General features: G+C 40.7%; 14 protein-coding genes. 6 read left to right on the top strand and 8 right to left on the bottom strand.

What is annotated here, in order from left to right:
• Positions 1-7 precede the first annotated feature (7 nt).
• The 5 genes from B4B65_RS02745 to B4B65_RS02725 form a co-directional block, all read right to left on the bottom strand.
• A complete protein-coding gene (locus B4B65_RS02745; protein WP_293913204.1) occupies positions 8-4,846 on the bottom strand; it encodes a DNA repair ATPase in 4,839 nt (1,612 codons plus the stop codon).
• A 185-nt stretch (positions 4,847-5,031) separates the two neighbouring features.
• The gene (locus B4B65_RS02740; protein ID WP_293913202.1) at positions 5,032-7,152 is read right to left on the bottom strand and encodes a flotillin family protein; all 2,121 of its coding nucleotides are present in this window, start codon (positions 7,150-7,152) and stop codon (positions 5,032-5,034) included.
• 21 nt (positions 7,153-7,173) lie between these two features.
• Positions 7,174-7,854 carry an OB-fold-containig protein gene (locus tag B4B65_RS02735; RefSeq protein ID WP_293913200.1) on the bottom strand — a complete coding sequence of 227 codons (681 nt, stop codon included), beginning with the start codon at positions 7,852-7,854 and terminating at the stop codon, positions 7,174-7,176.
• 152 nt (positions 7,855-8,006) lie between these two features.
• Entirely contained in the window at positions 8,007-8,720 is a 714-nt protein-coding gene (locus B4B65_RS02730) for a PspA/IM30 family protein (RefSeq protein ID WP_201681386.1), read from the bottom strand.
• Between the two features lie 4 nt (positions 8,721-8,724).
• A complete protein-coding gene (locus tag B4B65_RS02725) occupies positions 8,725-9,114 on the bottom strand; it encodes a hypothetical protein (protein ID WP_002997592.1) in 390 nt (129 codons plus the stop codon).
• A gap of 92 nt (positions 9,115-9,206) precedes the next feature.
• On the opposite strand from B4B65_RS02725, the gene B4B65_RS02720 reads away from it, so the two are divergent.
• The 5 genes from B4B65_RS02720 (at position 9,207) to B4B65_RS02700 (ending at position 12,821) form a co-directional block, all read left to right on the top strand.
• On the top strand, positions 9,207-9,869 hold the full coding sequence (locus B4B65_RS02720; protein WP_201681385.1) for a helix-turn-helix domain-containing protein: 663 nt from the start codon (positions 9,207-9,209) through the stop codon (positions 9,867-9,869).
• Between the two features lie 82 nt (positions 9,870-9,951).
• Complete coding sequence (gene dtd, locus B4B65_RS02715) at positions 9,952-10,410, top strand: D-aminoacyl-tRNA deacylase (RefSeq protein ID WP_293913196.1); 459 nt, start codon at positions 9,952-9,954, stop codon at positions 10,408-10,410.
• Positions 10,410-11,501 (top strand): alpha/beta fold hydrolase, encoded by a 1,092-nt coding sequence (locus B4B65_RS02710; RefSeq protein WP_293913194.1) that lies wholly within the window; start codon positions 10,410-10,412, stop codon positions 11,499-11,501. The genes dtd and B4B65_RS02710 overlap by 1 nt, the downstream gene beginning before the upstream one ends.
• Positions 11,470-11,796, top strand: coding sequence for a nucleotide pyrophosphohydrolase (locus B4B65_RS02705; protein WP_003008656.1), 327 nt, complete (start codon positions 11,470-11,472; stop codon positions 11,794-11,796). The genes B4B65_RS02710 and B4B65_RS02705 overlap by 32 nt, the downstream gene beginning before the upstream one ends.
• A gap of 62 nt (positions 11,797-11,858) precedes the next feature.
• Entirely contained in the window at positions 11,859-12,821 is a 963-nt protein-coding gene (locus tag B4B65_RS02700; RefSeq protein WP_293913191.1) for a helix-turn-helix transcriptional regulator, read from the top strand.
• Here the strand turns inward: B4B65_RS02700 and B4B65_RS02695 are convergent.
• The 3 genes from B4B65_RS02695 to B4B65_RS02685 are packed head-to-tail and all read right to left on the bottom strand — an operon-like array spanning position 12,818 to position 16,555.
• Positions 12,818-14,659: a heme ABC transporter ATP-binding protein gene (locus B4B65_RS02695; RefSeq protein WP_293913189.1), complete on the bottom strand. Its 1,842-nt coding sequence runs from the start codon at positions 14,657-14,659 to the stop codon at positions 12,818-12,820. The genes B4B65_RS02700 and B4B65_RS02695 overlap by 4 nt on opposite strands.
• A gap of 2 nt (positions 14,660-14,661) precedes the next feature.
• Positions 14,662-15,696 (bottom strand): FecCD family ABC transporter permease, encoded by a 1,035-nt coding sequence (locus B4B65_RS02690; protein WP_293913187.1) that lies wholly within the window; start codon positions 15,694-15,696, stop codon positions 14,662-14,664.
• 10 nt (positions 15,697-15,706) lie between these two features.
• A complete protein-coding gene (locus B4B65_RS02685) occupies positions 15,707-16,555 on the bottom strand; it encodes a heme/hemin ABC transporter substrate-binding protein (protein ID WP_201681379.1) in 849 nt (282 codons plus the stop codon).
• Positions 16,556-16,864: 309 nt separating this feature from the next.
• On the opposite strand from B4B65_RS02685, the gene B4B65_RS02680 reads away from it, so the two are divergent.
• The gene (locus tag B4B65_RS02680; RefSeq protein ID WP_293913185.1) at positions 16,865-19,237 is read left to right on the top strand and encodes a TonB-dependent receptor; all 2,373 of its coding nucleotides are present in this window, start codon (positions 16,865-16,867) and stop codon (positions 19,235-19,237) included.
• The last annotated feature ends 1 nt before the right edge of the window (position 19,238 follow it).

The raw sequence follows: 19,238 nt of genomic DNA, 5'->3' as shown, positions 1-19,238 counted from the left end.
TGCTATTTTAATTGCCCTTGATAGCCCGGATTATTCCTTCCAGATTTTCATTAAATTCCAGCAGTTGCGCAAAGACTTTGTCATCTTTAGCCATACCGCCATGTTTATTATTCTTTCTGAAAATTTCACGGATCTCATCCAGTCGCTGCTGTTCTTTATCCGTGATCAATCCGGCCACTTCTTTCAGTTTCAGAAGATTTGATTCTGTATCCGCAGTAAGTGTCTGTGATTCACTTTCATAATGCGCCAAAATCAACTGATCAATCTCCTTATCATTCATCATGGGTAATACAGGTGCGACCAGCTTACTCATATTACGGTAAGATCCCTGCATTTTGAAAGGAGGTTCGGTACGGTAACTGTCCTGCATAGCTGCACTCTGAATATACTGCTGATTGACACGAATCACGATATCTCTGATTTTAAGAATATGCCGTAATACATGTATAAAATCATCAATCTCCTGCTTCAGATAATTGCCTTCCAGATCCGGAAGCTGTTCGCTCCCCTGCTGTACATATCCGATCAAAGCATAAAAATCCTGAAAAGATTTACCGGCTATTTTTTCCAGATACGGATTTTCAATAGCGGCATTTTCAATAAGGCTCAGATTGAATAAATGCGCTGTATCGCCTATTACATCTCCCAGATTGTAGACATCTGCTCTGTTTGCCAACATATCCGGAATCTGAAATTTGGAACCACTTTCGGTATACGGATTTCCAGCCATAACGATACAGAAACGTTTACCCCGCAGATCATAGGTCTTACTCTCTCCGTCAAAAATACCGTCTATCTTACGCTGTCCATCCGCCAGAGAGATAAACTTCTGCAAAAATTCAGCACTCAGGTGCTGAATATCATCCAGATAGAGCATTACATTATCGGCCATTTCAAACGAAAGGTTTATCTTTTTCAGTTCTTCCCTTTCACCCGATGTTTTGGCTTCAACAGGATCTATCGAAGTAATAGAATGGCCGATAGTCGGTCCGTTGACTTTTACAAAATGTAAGCCCAGAATCTTAGCCAGGTACTCCATCAATGTTGTCTTTCCGTATCCCGGAGGAGAGATTAGCAGCAACATACCCATACGGGCAGTACGCTTATTGTCTCCCGCAGCACCTAGCTGCTTGGCAAGATTGTTTCCGATCAAAGGAAAGTAAACCTCATTGATCAGTTTATTTCTTACGAATGATGTCAGCACTTTCGGTTCAAATTCATTGATCTTGAGTTGTTTTTCATAAGATTTACCTAGCTCATCTTTCCATTTGGAAAAGGCTTCAAAACGGGGAACACTAACTGTCGCAAAATTTTCCAGTTTCCCTATAAACTGATGGTAATCCAGTGAATAGACTCCCTGATCGAGAATCGGATGATTGCCCTTTAATCCCTCAATCACAGCAGTATCTTTCGCATAAATCCATTCGTAGGCATCCTTTGGAAACAACAGGATTGTAGCCGCTTCTTCCAGATATTTTCGGTCAGCCTCAAATTTGACATGCTCATCAACAAAAGAATGCAGCCAGTTCAGGATAAGATAAAAACGATCCAAAAGACCGAATTGGGCATGGTCCAGATCTGCTTCAAATGATTTTAACAGCTTTTTCTCTTCAAGAAACCGTACAAATGCCTGCTGCAGGAGATGAGCGGATTCGCTCATTGCAAATTTATCATACCTGACAAATGTTCTAAAAAGATAAGCGGCTACCTTTTGCTTCTCTTCGTGCTTTAATGCAACAGGAGCTTTCCAATTTTCTAATCGGAAAAGGATGTCACCGATCACCGACTGAAAGCGGTTTGTCTGCGGAAATGTCTTTAACACCGTCCCTGCACTATGGATTAATGCTTTCAACTTCTGAAGTTCATCTTCGGCTAAACTATGCCAGAATATACAGGCAACAGATCGTACATGTACATCATATCGCAGCAGGTCCAGCTTTTCATCCATCTGTTTGATGACGGCATACAATTGGAGAGCATCTGCATTGTGTACTCCTTTAATATAGGATTCCGTATATTTTTGTTCAACATACTGATTAATAAACTGTTCTGCATTAAAATCAGACTGTCCTGAAGCCAGAAATGCCTGATAAGCCAGATATTCAGCACGATAGACTACTGCATTTTCAGAGACCACTTCCTGATCCCACACATCCTGATAGTTAGCCAGCTCTATGTTTTTAACCGGCTGATAAAAACCTGTACCGGTAAGATGGTAAAACAACTCATTCTGCCTGCGTAGCAAAGTAAGACTGAGAGATTGATTGTTGACGGTGAACTTATGTTTACCTAACGCAATGATGTTTTCCCCGTCGACATAAAGCTCGGACTTATCACGAAGTGTACGTAATGCATCTTCCTGAGACTTCTTAAGCTGATTTTCCAGATTTTCTGCTTTAGAAACATCCTGCAGAGTATGCAGTTCAGAAACCAACTGACGGACTTTATCGATCATCAGATCTGAAGCATAGAAGCTCAGAATATCTTCCCGGGAGGCTAGCGTTTTTGATTTGTTTTCAATATTTTTCAATACCCTTAAGCCGATCTGCTCGAGAGAGGAGGTTCGTTTATTGATCTGCTCGACCAATTGTTCTTTTTTCGTATTGAAGGCCTTTATGATCTCATCTCTTTTATCTGCGATCTTAAGTGCAAAATCATCAAAGCCTGAAAACTTGCTTTCCAGTTCTTCCAGCTGCACGACTATTTTGGTGTAGTAGCTATCTGCCTTTTCGGCAGATGTGGACAACTCCAGATAGTTTACGACTGACTGCTCCAGCAAGGTCAGTTGTGCTGAGAATTCCGCAACAGCTTCCTGACTTTTAAGTGTATTGAGTTTACGTGTCAGCTGTGCCCGTACCTCATTAAGCATAGAGAATATAACGGAAATCTTCTCCACGATTTTAGTGGTCTGCGTAGCATCTTCTATCTTGAGACTATTCAGAATATCAATCAGTAATTCAAGATCTCCCGATATCGTGCCATTGGCTTCTTCGATTGCCTGTGCATCAAACACTTTTGTGATAGCATCGACCTTTACTCTCTGGTCGCTGACTTTTGCTTCGTATGGAGCCAGGGCTTCTTCGCGCAATAAGAAAGCAACAGTCTTATCTGATAAGTCGGTAATAATTGTTCCCAATTGTTCGGACAACTTATCAACAGCAGTCAAATCAATATATCTTACATTCTTGAGATCAATAATTTCTCCCTGCAGTCTGCGCGCATTTGCCAGATGTAGCACGAGTTGATCCAGCGATTCGTATACCGTACTGTTTACACTAAAGATCAGTTCTTCCAGTTTTTTGGAAGTCGTCTGCATGACCTCTTCAGCATGTTTGCGTTGAGCCTGCACTTTGACAAATTCATCAATAGCGGTATTTGCCACTTCCCTGATCTGCGTCAGCGGCGCACCTATATCCATCAATGCATCGTCGTGTACCCAAAAATAAGAGTCCAGCAATGCATTAGACTTTTTCAGAATATCTTCGTATAGACCTTCGTATGAATCTTCCTTATTTACCAGTTGTACCACTTCCTGAGCTTCCGCCATCGCCTGCACAATCTGTTTATTCCCCACCTTATACAGTGGATCATCTTTACGGGACTCATTTTCTTTCAGTACAGCCATGTATGGGGTTTCCCATATCTGCACCTGATGATGACGTGTAGCTTCTGCTTCTGTACGAAAATAGATCAGACTCCCGTCTTTGAAAATGGTAAATCCGTTACAGATAATCGGTGTCTCTACAGATTGCTGTATAATATTGTAGGACATCAGGATATAGGTATTGCTCTTATCCTGAACAAAGACATACAGAAAATCCTCTCCGTTTGGAGAAGCAATCTTTCTCAGAAACTGTACATCGTCCAGCTGGGCATCAAATGTCTTATTCGTTCCATTCTGCAGATAGTATCCGTTTGAGAAGATTACACCCTGATTATCAGGCAACAGAATAGCGGATTCATTGAGAGACCTGAGATTGACAACTTCTTTGGTTCTGAGGTTGAAAATAAATGCTCTGAATTCTTCCTGATAGGGTTTGATACGGATAGCAATCAGGTTGCCCAAGTCAGCATAATAGTATTCTGCATCATCCAGCTGCTGATCGAGATTCGTTACTTTTTCCGAGTAAATTCCTTTGCCGCTATCTGTATTATTCTCTATTTTGAAGGTAATATCTCCATGCAATGCTTCTATAAAAACTTTATCCAGAATGGAGATATGAGGGAATTTCCCTAATCTCCTGTCTTCCAGCGAAGTCTTTATCCATTCAAATTCATGCTGAGCAGGTTTTTTGACTTCATGAATACTTCTGTCATCCTGGTAATGTAGCTTTCCATCTTTGATCAGCCATTTAAAAGCTTTCAGATCGTCCGCATTCTTACTAGTCTGAAATATCATATACAGATAGTTCTCTGTACGGCGGAATTTTGAAAAAATAGAATCGCGGTAATATTTATACAGATTCTGATAATCTGCCACAAAATCAGGATCATTAATAAGGTCTAAGGACTGTGCTACAAACTGATCATTCTCGAAGAGGTATACACTGAAAACATCATTCAATTGTATTTCAGTACGCAGTCCGAAGTGTACATTATAACCAAAAATACAGAGCTTATCAAAAGCAATAATACCACGTGCTACACAATTATTTTCTGTCGTGATTCTTTGATTGGCTTTCAGCACAAAACTGGTGGAGTTAAAAACTTCCTTTCTTGCCTGATTCAATTCACGCAATCGTGCGGAAAGATCTTCCTGCTGAGCCAGAAGACGCTTTCTTATGATTTCGTAAGCTCCCGAATCCAATGTACTGGTATGTTGTTGAAAATCTTGTTTTTCTTCCATAAGATTAAAGTAGAAATCTTCGAATTATTTACTTTTTTTAAATTCTATTTCTCTACCACTTTGATAAAGAGTCTTCTCATCAGATAAAAAAGTATTAATAACCTTTTTCTAAATGAGCTGACAGATTGTATCCGGGTACTCCCTTCCATAGAAGAATGCACCTCGGATACAATGTGTTTATGCTATTAAAGTCCCAGCTTCTTATTTGATATACCCAGGTTTTTGGCCATACCGAACAATGAATTTATAAATCCGGCATTTTCATCATCATTTGATTCTTTTGCAGCCTGTTGCAGCTTAATCAATGCCGCAGAGACTGTCAGATTCTTGATATCATTGGATGAGATACCATATTTATCAGCCAGTCCTTTGATCTTTTCTGCCAGATCTCCATTGCCATCAGGTCCTATCAGGGAATTCTTGATGTCCAACGCATGCTTCGAATTATCAATCAGATGATCAAATCCTTTGGAGTTGGATACCTGACGCACAATATTTTCAAAGAACATCGTTTCACCACCCACGATATCGATTTTCGCCGATTTGAGTGCTTCAGACAATACTGCAGACTGCGCGTCAGCAATATCTTTCTGAATATGGATATGCGCCAGTTCTACATCTTTTTCCTTCTGTAACTGCAATTTGAACTCCTCATGCTCTTTACCTACACCGTCCAGCTTCTTCATCGCTTCAGCTTTCTCTTCGATACCGGATGCTTCTGCCAATGCTTTCTCCCGTACGACTTCCGCCTGCATTAATCCTTCTTTACGCATTGCTTCTGCTTTCTTCTCAATAACCATAGCAGCCGCTGTCCCCTGACGTTCTTCTGCTTCGGCCTTAGCAATCATTACTTCTGCCTCCGAAAGACCAATAGCTGCTTCTTCTTTTGCCTGCGCCTCCGCAATGATTTTTCTTGCTTCAGCTTCTTTTGAGGATGCTTCTTTTTTAGCTTCAGCTTCAATCAGCAATTCCTGCGCTTTTTTCTCTGCAATTTTACGTGCCGCTTCCGCATCGATTACTTTTTTCTCTGCTTCCTGTTCTGCCGCTATTTTAGCAGCTTCAGCAGCTTTTACGGTAGCAATTAATTTTTCTTCTGCTTCTTGCGATGCCAGAATAACACCAGCCTGTTTCTTACGCTCTACTTCACGGAATACTTCCAGATCTTTGACACCTTGTTGTTCTTCAATTACCCCTTTTTCCAGTTGTACACGTTCTTTAATGACATTTTGTATTCCTTTTTTCTCCGTCTCGATTGAGCGTTCCTTATCGATCTGAGCCAATGTCACAATACGCAGGCGCTCTGTCTCCTCGAGTGCACGGTCTTTCTCTACACGTTCTGTTTCTACAGCATCTGTACGAAGTTTATTCTTTTCCGCAATAATAATCTGACGCAGCTTATTTTCTTCCTGTACTGCTAAGGATTCTTCTGTCGAAATACGGACAGTTTCGGATTTTAAACGTTCTTCTTCACGCACTTTAGCGATCTCGGCTTCTTCTCTTGCACGGATATTATCAATTTCTCTCTTCTGACGTTCTTCTTTTTCTGCCAGTTGACGATCCAGTTCCAATATTGCCTCACGTGCTTCCACATTCTGTTTTTTGATCACTTTTTCTTCTTCACGACGAATCAGATTGGCATTCATATTCTGTTTTGCTGTCAATTCAGTGATCTTCTTGATCCCTTCCGAATCCAGTATATTTTCAGGACTCATAAACTTGAGCTCCGTCTGTTCGAGATAATCAATCGCACAGTCATCCAGAATATAACCATTCAGATCTGTACCAATGATATTAAGGATTTCATCTCTAAATTCGCGACGTGCTTCATAAAGCTCAATAAAGTCAAACTTCTTTCCGACAGTCTTCAATGCTTCAGAAAACTTCGATTCGAAAATACTTTTTAAGGTCTCCGGATCACTGGCGCGGTCACAACCCAGGTTCTGCGCAACATTGATCACATCGTCAACGGACTTATTGACCCGCACAAAAAAGGCAACTTTTATATCTGCGCGAATATTATCCTTACAAATCAGTCCTTCCTGCTGCATACGGCTAATCTCAATCTTTTTGACAGAGATATCCATGATTTCCATTTTATGAAATACCGGGATGACATACATTCCCTTATTGAAAGCAACTTTGGTCCCTCCGATACCTGTTCTGACAATAGCCTTCCCCTGCGGAATCTTTTTGTAGAACATACTCAGAATAATGAAAAAAGCAAAGATCAGGAAGAAGACTATACCGATACCCAGGAGGACCACCATAGTCAATCCGTCTATAAATAAAAGTGTATTACTAGTCATTGGTTAATTTGGTTTTAGTGATTAAATGTTATCTAAATTAATATCTTTTGTTACGTAATAATATTTCTTGTCTGCCGACTCATCTACAATAATGACCTGATCTCCGTAGCTGATCTTTTGTCTGTCATTGCTCTTCACATTCAGCCGGATGACATCCTGCTGAATCACAAATTCTGCAGACCCGATATGCTCTCCTTCTATGGACGATTTCATCTTTCCTACTCTTCCCATCAGATCAAGTGCCTCCTCACCATTGTATCCGACATTGGCGTATACTCTTACCAGGGGCTTTGATACCCAGTGAAGGATAAAATAAGTCAGAACAAATACGGGAATCAGAATCAAAACAGATTTAGTTCCGTATTCAGCAAGATGAAAAACAAGGGATGAAACGAGTGTTATGATCCAGCCGATAAACTTAAAAAGCGTGATGATTACCATTACGGGGACTTTTCCGATGTTGATATAATCCATCATTTTAGTAAAAAATGAGGGTTCTGCATCAGTGTCCACATTTCCGTCATCCGCAGTATCTGTATCCGGCACATCTGCCGCCACATCCATATTGACATGGGTATCTCCAAAATCAAAACCGTCGCCCATCAGCATGGTAAAAAGCCAGTAGATCAGAGATATACCTGTCAATGCAGTCATGATTGCATTGGACAGCGGGTTAAAAAGCAGGTCAATAATTTCTTTCATCGTTTTATAATTAATCTTGCACTAACACAGTTTCCAAAAGACAGTAAAACCTTCAAAACATTATCCCGGCAGATCGCACCTCTCCGGAGGATACGCTATTCCGGTTTTACTTCATCTTTTTGGAAAGAACGAAAGCAGACGACATCCGTAGATTATGCCGGATTATCCGGTGTAATCCCCAACTGTCGTTTCAGTTCTTCCAGTTCATTACTAACGGATTCAGGACCACCAATTGCTTCGTCTATCTCTTCACGGGCAGTTTTATTGCCTTTGGCAATCTCTCCGTATGCCTGGCTCAGCGCTTCATCTTCTTCCACCTTTTCTTTCATCCGCTCCAGCATACTGATGGTACTGTTGGAATCAATATTTGCCAACTGCTTATTTACCATCTTAGTGGCTGCGGACACTTTCACACGCGCTTTGAGTGTTGTCAGTTCATTTTCCCATTTAGAGATATTGAACTTCAGGATATCTACATTTTTCTGAATTTCTTCAGCAGAAGCTTTGTGAATAACCGTCTGTTTTTCCAGTTCCCGCACTTCCGCCAGCAATTGATTCTTCAATAACAAAGCTTCTTTTGCGAGCGACTCCGCTTTTTCAACTGAAAGCTCTCCTTTTTGATTTTTTTGCAACAGCAAAATTGCCTTCTGCTCAAATTCTGCAGATTCCGCACGTTTCTTATCCGTATTATTCTCTGTACGGATAGCCAGTGCTTTTACTTTGGCATATGCCTCCAAAGCCTGCGCCAGATCATCTTTCATTTCACGGATACCCTGTTCCGTCATTTTGATGGGATCTTCCATCTTCTCTACTACCGAATGGATTTCTGCCTGTCCTATCCGGAAAATTCTCTTAAAAATATTCATTATCTTAATGTTTTGAAAAACTAATTAACTGTTCTTTGTATTCACTCATCAACAGACTCAGGGAACTCAATGCAGCCTGAAATTCATTGAGATCCAGATTATGAATCTGCAGAGTATAGCGATAAATCACTTTTTCACCATCCTCTGTCAGCGCAAACCCTCCGTGAATAATATCACGATTCTTAACGAGCAACTCTTTAAACATCTCCAGACTCTCATTTCGAATTGTAAACAGGTATTGTTCAAAAATGATTATCGGCATAGCTACTCCTACAATTAAATTGCGAATCCCATCCAATTCATTCTCGATAACAAAGACTCCTTCATCTTCATTTTTATGAACAATCTTATACCCTGTTTCTGTGATATATTTTTCAATTTTTGAGAAGCTCATAATTTATTTTTTATATATTGCACATATTGTTTGCATAAAGTTAAATAATGCAAAAATATTTTGCAAATTAATTTTACATATTTTTTCAAAAAATGTCGAATATAGGCTATAATATTAAAAAGTTAAGAAACGTAAAAGGCCTCAGTCAGCAGGCTTTTGCAGAATTGTTTAACTTAACAAGAGGTAACATTTCCTCGTATGAAGAAATGCGTGCTGAACCAAAAATAGATATTGCGCTTAAAATTGCAAATTATTTTAGCATACCATTGAGCAATCTGATTGACAAAAAGCTGTCTGTAAATGAAATTCTCAATTTCAACGACTATTTTGAGGCAAATACTTCCATTGCTCCACCAAAAAATTTAGCAGGCATTCCTTTCCTTTCCCGTGAACGTGTATTTCTGGCTAAAGAATTATACGATAACCTCGAAAGTATTCCTAAAATTTTCTTTCCCTTATATGGACAGGAGAATTATCTTGCTGTAGAAAACAGTCACTTTATACCCAAACATATAGAGGCTAATAATGAAGAAAACAACATTCTGTTCTTCGGCATGTTGCAGGTTGACAATCTGCATACGCTGACAGACAAATTTGGTTTGTACTTTAGCAAAGAAGATTTTTTCATTGGTAAATTCCAACAAAACGGAACGGAGATATCTCTTGTCCTCAACGAATGGAAATCCCAACCGGTTTCTATCGACCAGCTCGGTGACTTCTGGAAACTGGAAGGTAAATACAATCAGATTCCCTGAGTAGCCGGATTTTGTTTAAAAACACAGCAGATCCCGTCTCTCTTTTGAATGCTTGTCTTATGATTTTTATTAATATTGCAGGATGCGAGCAGTAATACAACGTGTAACACAGGCATCATGTACAGTAGAAGATGTCATCACCGGAAAAATTAATCAGGGTCTGCTGATCCTGATTGGTATCGAAGATGCAGATACGGAAGAAGATATGAAATGGATGGCTCAAAAATTTGTCAACTTACGCATCTTCTCAGATGAAAACGGACTTATGAATAAATCCGTCCAGGATATTGATGGTAATATATTACTGATCTCCCAATTTACTTTATTTGCACAGACTAAAAAAGGCAACAGGCCATCCTTTATCCGTGCCGCACGTCCGGAAAAAGCTATTCCGATGTACGAAGCTATGTCGGCCTGCCTGTCTCAACTGTTAGGTAAAGAAGTACAGTGTGGTATTTTTGGTGCGGATATGAAAATTGATCTTCGGAATGACGGTCCTGTCACGATCATTATGAATACACAGGATAAAGATAATTTCTGATGGCGTATCCTATCTGTCCGAAACCTTTACTTTTGATCATAGCCTTGCTATGTGTTCACTTGGCTGCCACAGCTCAGAAACAGGCCAGCATGAACTCATTTAGTCAGGCAGAGCAGCTTTATACAACTTACGAAGCTGAACACGGTAATTATATACAAACTCCAAATGTACGTCTTCATTATCTCAGCTGGGGTAACAGTAAGCACCCTGCAGTTGTGTGGCTGCACGGAAGTCTGACAAATGCATATGAGCTGATGTCTATCGCCCCTCACCTGGCAGATGCAGGATATTTTGTGATTGCGATCGATTATTACGGACACGGACAGACTCCGATTCCGGCACATGAAGTATCCCTTTATCATGCGGCAGATGATGTACATTTTCTTTTGGATAAACTAAACATTTCAAAAGCTTATATCGGTGGATTTTCCAGAGGAGCTTATATAGCCACAGCCTTTTATGATAGCTATCCTTCCAGCGTTCGCGGACTTATCCTGGAAGAAGGTGGTACTGTAGCATTTAACAGTTACTTCCATAAACTTAATGATACTGCATTAGACAGTCTTATTCAAAAACAGACCGCTATTTCTCCACAAAACAACCCTTACCTTCAGGAATTTGAATCCCAACAGGCTGCTTTTGATTTTTTAAAAGATTCAACAGATCAGTCCTCACAATTTGAACTCCTGTCGTGGATTTCAAAGAATAAACAGGGAAAGTGGATCATTTACAAAGATCTGGAACCCTTTCTTGGGCTTTCCACAGCGGAAGATTTCAAAAACACAGTACTTCGACCAAGCAAAAGCCCCATGTTTGCCCGTTCTATAACGTCTATAGATCCGCTGATTATCTATCGTAACCTGCATATTCCGATATTACTTATGGAAGCCTATTCGGAGGCTGATCCATTACCATTCGACGAAGAGAACCGTATATTTACGAAACAGTTCAAACCCTGGGTTACGCATAAAAGATATCCGGACATTGAACACAATATTCATTTTGAACAACCAGAACTGTTTACAAAGGATATTATTGAATTTTTAAATCAACACAATCATGACGATCAAAGAAGCACAGGAGACCATTGATCAATGGATCAATACTACAGGAATACGTTATTTTAACGAACTGACGAATACAGCTATGCTGATGGAAGAAGTAGGTGAAGTGGCCAGGATTATGGCCAGACAATATGGAGAGCAGTCTTTTAAAAAGTCGGATAAAGAAGTGAATCTGGCGGATGAAATGGCTGATGTCCTGTTTGTGCTTATGTGTCTTGCAAATCAGACAGGAATAGATCTGACGGATGCACTGCAAAAGAATCTGGAGAAAAAATCTATACGGGACGCTGACCGACATAAAAATAACGAAAAGCTCAAGTAACAAAGTTTTAACAGCAGGATCTATTTAGAATAAATACAAATAGATTATATTTGTAGATAAGGATGGTTATCAAGGCTAAAATAAAGGATCATAACGAATGGTTATTCTGGGAAGAACTGCCTGAGCACCCGCATGCACAGACAGCAATTTCGGAGAAACACATCGCCATCAACAAATTTCCGATTGATATCTCTACGTATCAGATCTTAAGCCGTGGAATCTTTATCCTGCAGGCTGATATGCGATTTGCGCAGCAGAGTAAAATTATATCCGAAATCGACAGCGAAGCTATTGTCAGCCAGTTTATTCTTTCTAAAAATGATTCTGGAAGAGGTTATACCTTCAGCAAGCATAATATCCGCTATATTCCCTCGCTGTATGAAGAACATGATGTAGAGCCGGGACAGCAATTCCTTTATTTTCTGCTGATCATGACACCGGAGTTTTATAATAATCTGGTCACTATCCCAAGTCCTTTACATGCACTTTTCAAAGAGCGTATGAAAAGTAAAACAGTTACTTCTATCGTAGAGGACGATCTCTTTGCTACCACAGAGATGATCAAGATAATAGAAGACCTGCGCACCACCAATACCAAAAATGAGCTCAAGCAGATTTTTGTCAATGCCCGTGTACTGGAACTGATCATGCTGCAGTTTGAGCAGTTCAATCATGTGGGAGGAAAGCTGGATGACAGCCTTCGGGCAGAAGATATCCAGAAACTGGAAGAAGTACTGCGTATACTGAGAAATCAGTTTGTCAGTCCGCCTACACACAAGCAGCTTTCAAAACTGGTTCTGCTGAATGAGTTTAAACTAAGAAACGGCTTTAAGCAGCATTTCGGTACGACAATATACAATTACATTACACGTATCCGTATGGAAGAGGCAAAACGCTTAATTATACAGGAACAAAAAAACATGTATGAAGTCGGAATAAAGGTAGGTTTTAAACACCAGGCCAGCTTCACACATGCTTTCAAAAAATATTACGGAATTCTTCCGAGTGAACTTATCAGAGGCTAATACGCACTTCCCTCTCTGACAGCTACCAGATCCCGCCAGGACTGCAATTCTTCTACACCAGGCTTACGTTTTCCGAAAATCTGAACAATCAGTTCTCCGTGACTGTCATAGGCCTCGAGCGCATGTACATCTCCGTCTGTGGAAGGTTTGCTTACGATCCAGACCTCTTTGATCTGATCCATATTCAGATGAAGATTAAACTTGGGATCGAGTACATTAAACCAGTTTGCCATCTTTGCTACCTTGTCTACCTGTCCTGTATGGATCTGAATACAACCTTTATTGGCAACAAAAATCATTAATGGCACCTGTAAGGAACTGGCAGATTCTATACGTTCAGTCAAAGATTCCACTTCTATTTGCTTAGTTCTTCCTTCCGGAGCCAGTCGCAACGCCTGCGTACGTTTGAGATTATATTTTCTTAATATTCCAAAAAATTCATGACTGTCTTTCATCGCTAACCAGTCTTTTTGAAAACCTGTCACATCCACTTCGCTATCCGGAATATGAACATCTACATATTCTTTTTCTGATTCCAATGTAAAATAGTTTTGATCTGCAGCTTTAAATCTGCCGACAAGACGGTGATAGGCTTTATGGTCGCTCTCCTCCGTCAGATAAATTTTGTGTACAGCAGTTCCGTTCTGATCAAAAAACTGTAAACCGTAAAGCGGACCCATCCGAACCGCAAATGCATAGTGCCATTGGCTCAGAAAGATACGCAGATCTATATCTTCATCATTGAACAGCAACACATGATCAGTAGCTGTAGGCACGGGATATACACCTTTGCGTTCGTGCACACAGCTTTCATTACGGGTCAAGGCCATTACATAGCCGAGCTGATTTATTTCCTGCAGAATGGAAATCATTTCGGGCTGTAGCAAAACAACATCGTCAGAAAGCTGAGTCAGCAGTAATTGCATTTCACTAACCTGCAAAGCTTTGGCACAATCGTAAATCCGTGCCTTAGGATTTTCTTTTTTATATGCTTCGTATTTTAATTTAAGTTCCATATGTTGATAGTGTTTATAATTTGAATTGAATGTTGTCGCTGTAAATTCAACTGTCATCGGATCTATACGTGGTGTCAGTGTTTCAGGAATAATAGAAACCTGAGAATGTACCCCAAATATGGTAAATATATTTTGCGGAGTAAGGACTTCCATTGGCGCCCCGTCCCACCATTTGCGGCCGGATTTCATCATCAGTACCCGGTCTGCATATTGCGCGACCAGATTAAGTTCATGCAGAATCGCCACAACCGTAAAACCCACTTTCGTCAGAGCCTTTGCAATGGCCAGTGTTTTATGCTGGAACTGCATATCCATACTGCTGATGGGTTCATCCAATAACAACAATACATTCTTTTGATCCCATACCTGCGCTAATACACGCGCCAGATGTACACGTTGCTGCTCCCCTCCGGATAATTGTTGAATCTTACGATCGGAAAGATGATCTACAGCACATATTTTCATGGTCTCCGCTACCGCTATTTCGTGTTGTTCCACTGGTGTTGAAAGGTGATAACGCCCCATTCTTACAATCTCTTCAACAGTAAAGGGCATACTCATTGCATTCGATTGGTGAAGCAATGCCCGGTGTAATGCCAGCTCTTTTAGTTTATAATTCTTTACCGGCTTGCCTTTGAATAACAGTTCGCCATCCGAAGGTTTCAGATCACCGGCAATGAGGCGAAGCAAAGATGTCTTCCCTGCTCCATTTGATCCGATAATCGCTAAGAACTCGCCTTCAGAAACCGAGAAATCAACATCTCTGACAATGGTTCTTCCTTTGACCTGATAAGATAAAGAATGTGCCTGCAACATCATCATAATTACATTTTACTTTTATCCCTAATCAATATATATAAAAACACAGGTGTACCCAGCAGTGCCGTAATTACCCCGATAGGAAGTTCTAGCGGCTGAATAACGGTACGTGATACCAGATCTGACAAGGTAAGAACGAGTGCTCCGGCCAGTGCCGAAGCGACCAGCACATACCGATTGTCCACTCCTCCTACCAGACGTATGGCATGCGGCACCAGCAGCCCTACAAAACTGATAACTCCCGAAAAAGCAACCGCAGCTCCTACAGCCAATGTAGAGAACGTAATCACCAGTACCTTTAGCTTTCCGGTATTGACACCCATCATCTCTGCCTGTGACTCTCCCAAGGCAAATACATTCAACTTCTTCCCGAAGAAGGGTAACGCCACTATAGGAATCAGCACACATGGAAATAAAACTTTTATAGTATCCCAGTTGGCCCCGGCCAGACTTCCCAGTGACCAAAAGGTAATGGAACGAAGTTGTTGTTCCGTAGCCAGATAACTCAGCAATCCGGTAAGAGCTCCTGCAAATGCATTAATAGCAATACCGGCTAACAACATCGTTGCAATATGAGGTTTGCCATCCGTTATAGAAATACGGTACACAAAGAATACAGCCAGTGAAGCTCCCACAAAAGCCGCAAAGGCCAGCATGTAGGAATTGAATGCGGCAGATACAGCTGCTGCAAGCGCTGCCTCAAAAGAAATGACAATGGCTGCAAATAATGAAGCTCCTGTAGAAATCCCCATAAGACCCGGTTCGGCAAGCGGATTCCGGAATACACCCTGTATAGCAGCTCCGCTGACACCTAATGCCGCTCCTACCAGTACGCCAAGCAAAATCCTCGGCAGACGTATCTGATAAATAACATTAGCATTCAGTTCATCCATCGTTCTGTCGGAAAACATATGCAGTTTCTGTAACAGAATCACCACTACATCCTGACTTGGAATACGTATAGAGCCCATACCCAGAGAAAAGATCATTACCAGAACGAGCAATATACTCAGCAAACTGTAAATCAAGATATATTTCATTCCGGACATACTAATTAGCCGATATTTTATCGTGCAATGTACGGATAGCAAGTGGCAGACGAATGCTGAAATTATTGAGCAATGTAGCATCCATCGTCACAATTCGTTTGTTTTTACCGGCTGTAGTCAGATTGACTCCCGGCATTTTGAGAACACCTTCTTTTCCGCCAAGACTGGAAAGACCAAAGTCAAATAATAATATAGCGTCCGGATTGGCAGCAACTAATGCTTCCGTGTTATATGTTTTGAATCCGGTGAATCCTTTCAGTGCATTCTGGCCTCCGGCCAGTTTAATAACAGCATCAACCGCTGTGTTATCTCCGGCCACACTCATCGCTCCGGCACCCCGTGCATAGACAAACATTGTCTTTACTGCTTTTTTGGATTTTGAAGCCGCAACGGCCTGATTGATATCCTTCTGTAATTGTGTCGCCAAAGTATTGGCTTGCGTACTCATATTCACAGCACTACCTACTGATTTCACTAACTGCACTACGCCATTAACCGTAAATTCCTGCTTTATTAATGCTACCCGTATTTTCAGTGCTTTTAACTGGCTCTGGACATCGGGATTAAGTTCACCTTCTATAGCCAATACCAGATCCGGACGAAATGCAGATACTCCCTCCGCAGATACAGATCTGTTTTTACTCACTTTTGGGAGAGACTTTACATAGGCAGGATAATCACTTGTTACATCTGTAGCAACAATAGATTTACTTAATCCCAAAGCATCCACGACCTCTGTAAGTGTACCATTCAGACTGACAATACGTTTGGGTACAGATTGCTGAGCAAGACTTACCTCTCCGGACAACACCAGTATAAGTGCAATAAAAAAAATGTTTAACCTCTGCATATTTATATGATTTGATATTTTTTCATGAATTTGAATACAACAAAGCAACCCTTTATTTAAACCAATTCCAAATAGATTACTGCATAAGAATACATCTGAAAGAGGATGTGAAAACAACTAAATTTTAAAAATAAAACACTGTAAAACAACTATTTATAATCCTAATACCTGATTACGATCGAAACATAAAAATACGTTTTGAACAAAATAAAATACAGAATAAACAAATAAAATTACAGATAACATAAATACTTTATGGCAAAGTTTGATGATACTTGCAAAGTTATTTAGATTTATTACAAATAAAAATTGAAGTATTTTATTTCTCTTATTCTCATCATGATGTCTGTTGCAGGAAACATACAGCTTGCACAAGCCCAGAAAAAAAACGTATTCACGGGGATCGTCCTCGATGAGTCAGGTCATCCTGTACCTCGTGCATCTGTTATTCTGGAGCCGGATCATATTGTTGGTTCAGCAGATGAAAAAGGAGTATTTCGGTTTAACAAGCTTTTTCAGGGCACCTATCAGTACAGTATATCAGCCATTGGTTTCGTCACCGATACCGGGTCGGTATACATAGCGGGTACAAGCGGTGCCCAGCGCGAATTTGTACTTAAAAAATCAAATAAAGTATTGGATGAGGTCGCCATCACACAAACTAACAAAGCCAGACCTACGCTTATAGATCCGGCCAATGCAGCCATGCCGGTAACTGTAATAGATCGAAAAACAATCGAACTGATGGGTAGCAGAAGACTGGATGAGATACTGAAAGAACAAACGGGTATTGCTATTGTAAATAATACTTCCGGTGGTGCGCGGTCTGTAGGTGTGCAGATGCAGGGATTCTCAAGTCAGTATATTATGATTCTGATCGATGGACAGCCTATGCTGGGACGCAACTCCGGAAACTTTGATCTGTCCCGCATATCGGTGGCAAATATAGAACGCATAGAAATTATAAAAGGAGCATCTTCCTGTCTCTATGGAAGCGATGCTTTAGGCGGAGCAATCAATATCATTACCCGTCTGGGAGCGATTACCCCTCAATTGCATGCCAGTCTCAACTATGGAAGTTTCCAGATTCTGGATGCCACACTAGAAGGAGAAACATCATTTAATAACGGTAAGGGCTCTGCTCTTGTATCTGCTAATTATTATCATACCAATGGATTTAATAACAATAAACAATATATGGAAGGGGGAACTAGCGTTCCTCCGTATACTAACATGGCTATCCAGGGAAAAGTGCGCCATCAGATCGGAAGTGATCAGCAGCACATCGGATGGAACGCCAGACTGAACACCCGATCTTCGGATATGACGCGAGTCTACAGTGAGAATTACGCTACAGAAGACAGACAACGCGAACATGATTTTAACACTTCTGTCTATTTTGACAAAAGATTTAATGAACAGTGGAAATCATTATCAACTTATTATTTCTCTTACTACAAGTCTGATATCAATGTCAGGACGCAGCAACAGCAGGCAACACTGACAAATGATAAATTTAGCCAGTACATCCACCGCCTGGAACAGCAGGTAGCATATAACAGTGAAACTTTTAATGCAACTTTCGGAGCCGGATTTAATCAGGAACATATGGAAGCTGTCAATAACTTTGCAGCACGTAGCCAGAACTCTTACTTTGCTTATTCTCAAGGCAACAAAGAACTTCTGGAACAGCTCAAGCTGACAGCAGGACTGCGCTATGATTATACGGAAGGATTTGGCGGAAAACTAAGTCCAAGCCTGGGACTTCAGTATACCGTAGTTCCTCAGCTAATTCTGAAGACTGGCATCGGAAGCGGCTTTAAAGCTCCTGATTTTAAATCCAGATATCAGGTATTCTATAACCCGGCGGCCAACTATTATGTCATAGGTAATGAAGTATTACAGGAAACATTGACAAGAATGGAAGAAGCAGGTGAGATTTCGGAGATCAGAAAATATGTTGTCAATCAATTGGACCGTAATCTTCAGGCGGAAAAGAATACATCATTCAATGCCGGATTTACCTGGCAGATCAGTAAACAATATACTGTAGAAGGCAGCTATTTTCACCATAAACTCAAAAACCAGATCAACAGCATACAGGTCGCTACCGGAACACGGAATATGGCCGTTTATTCGTACCAGAATCTACCTGAATCGGTCAATAAGGGGTTTGATGTAACAGTCACAGCTCAGCCTGCAGAGCATCTGACACTCAATGCCGGCTATCAATACCTTATCGCTAAAGATCTCAGTGTAGAAGACAGTATACGCGCAGGGAACTGGCCATATAATCAGAATATACACGATCCAGCTACAGGCAACTCCTACCCTCCTACAGCAAAAGATTACTGGGGACTCGAAAACCGCTCGAGACATCAATTCAATGTAGGCCTTATGTATACCTTCAAACCCTGGAATATGACACTCAATCTCAGAGCCAATTTCAGAGGGCGTTATCCTTTCGGAGATGCAAACGGCAACCAGTTTATAGATAGATATGATGTATTTGTCAATGATCATATCCTCTATAATGCAACTATAGAAAAGAAATTTGATAAGCTCCCGTTAACAATCCGGCTTAACGGAGAAAACTTATCCAACTATATAAATTATCTCATACCTGGTCAGGTCGGAAGGACACTGATAGCAGGCATATCTTACAGATTAATAAAACACTAAT

Origin of the sequence: Sphingobacterium sp. UBA5789, from assembly GCF_002418355.1 — a bacterium.
Classification (GTDB): Bacteria; Bacteroidota; Bacteroidia; order Sphingobacteriales; family Sphingobacteriaceae; genus Sphingobacterium.
This window is presented reverse-complemented; position numbering and strand designations above follow the sequence as displayed.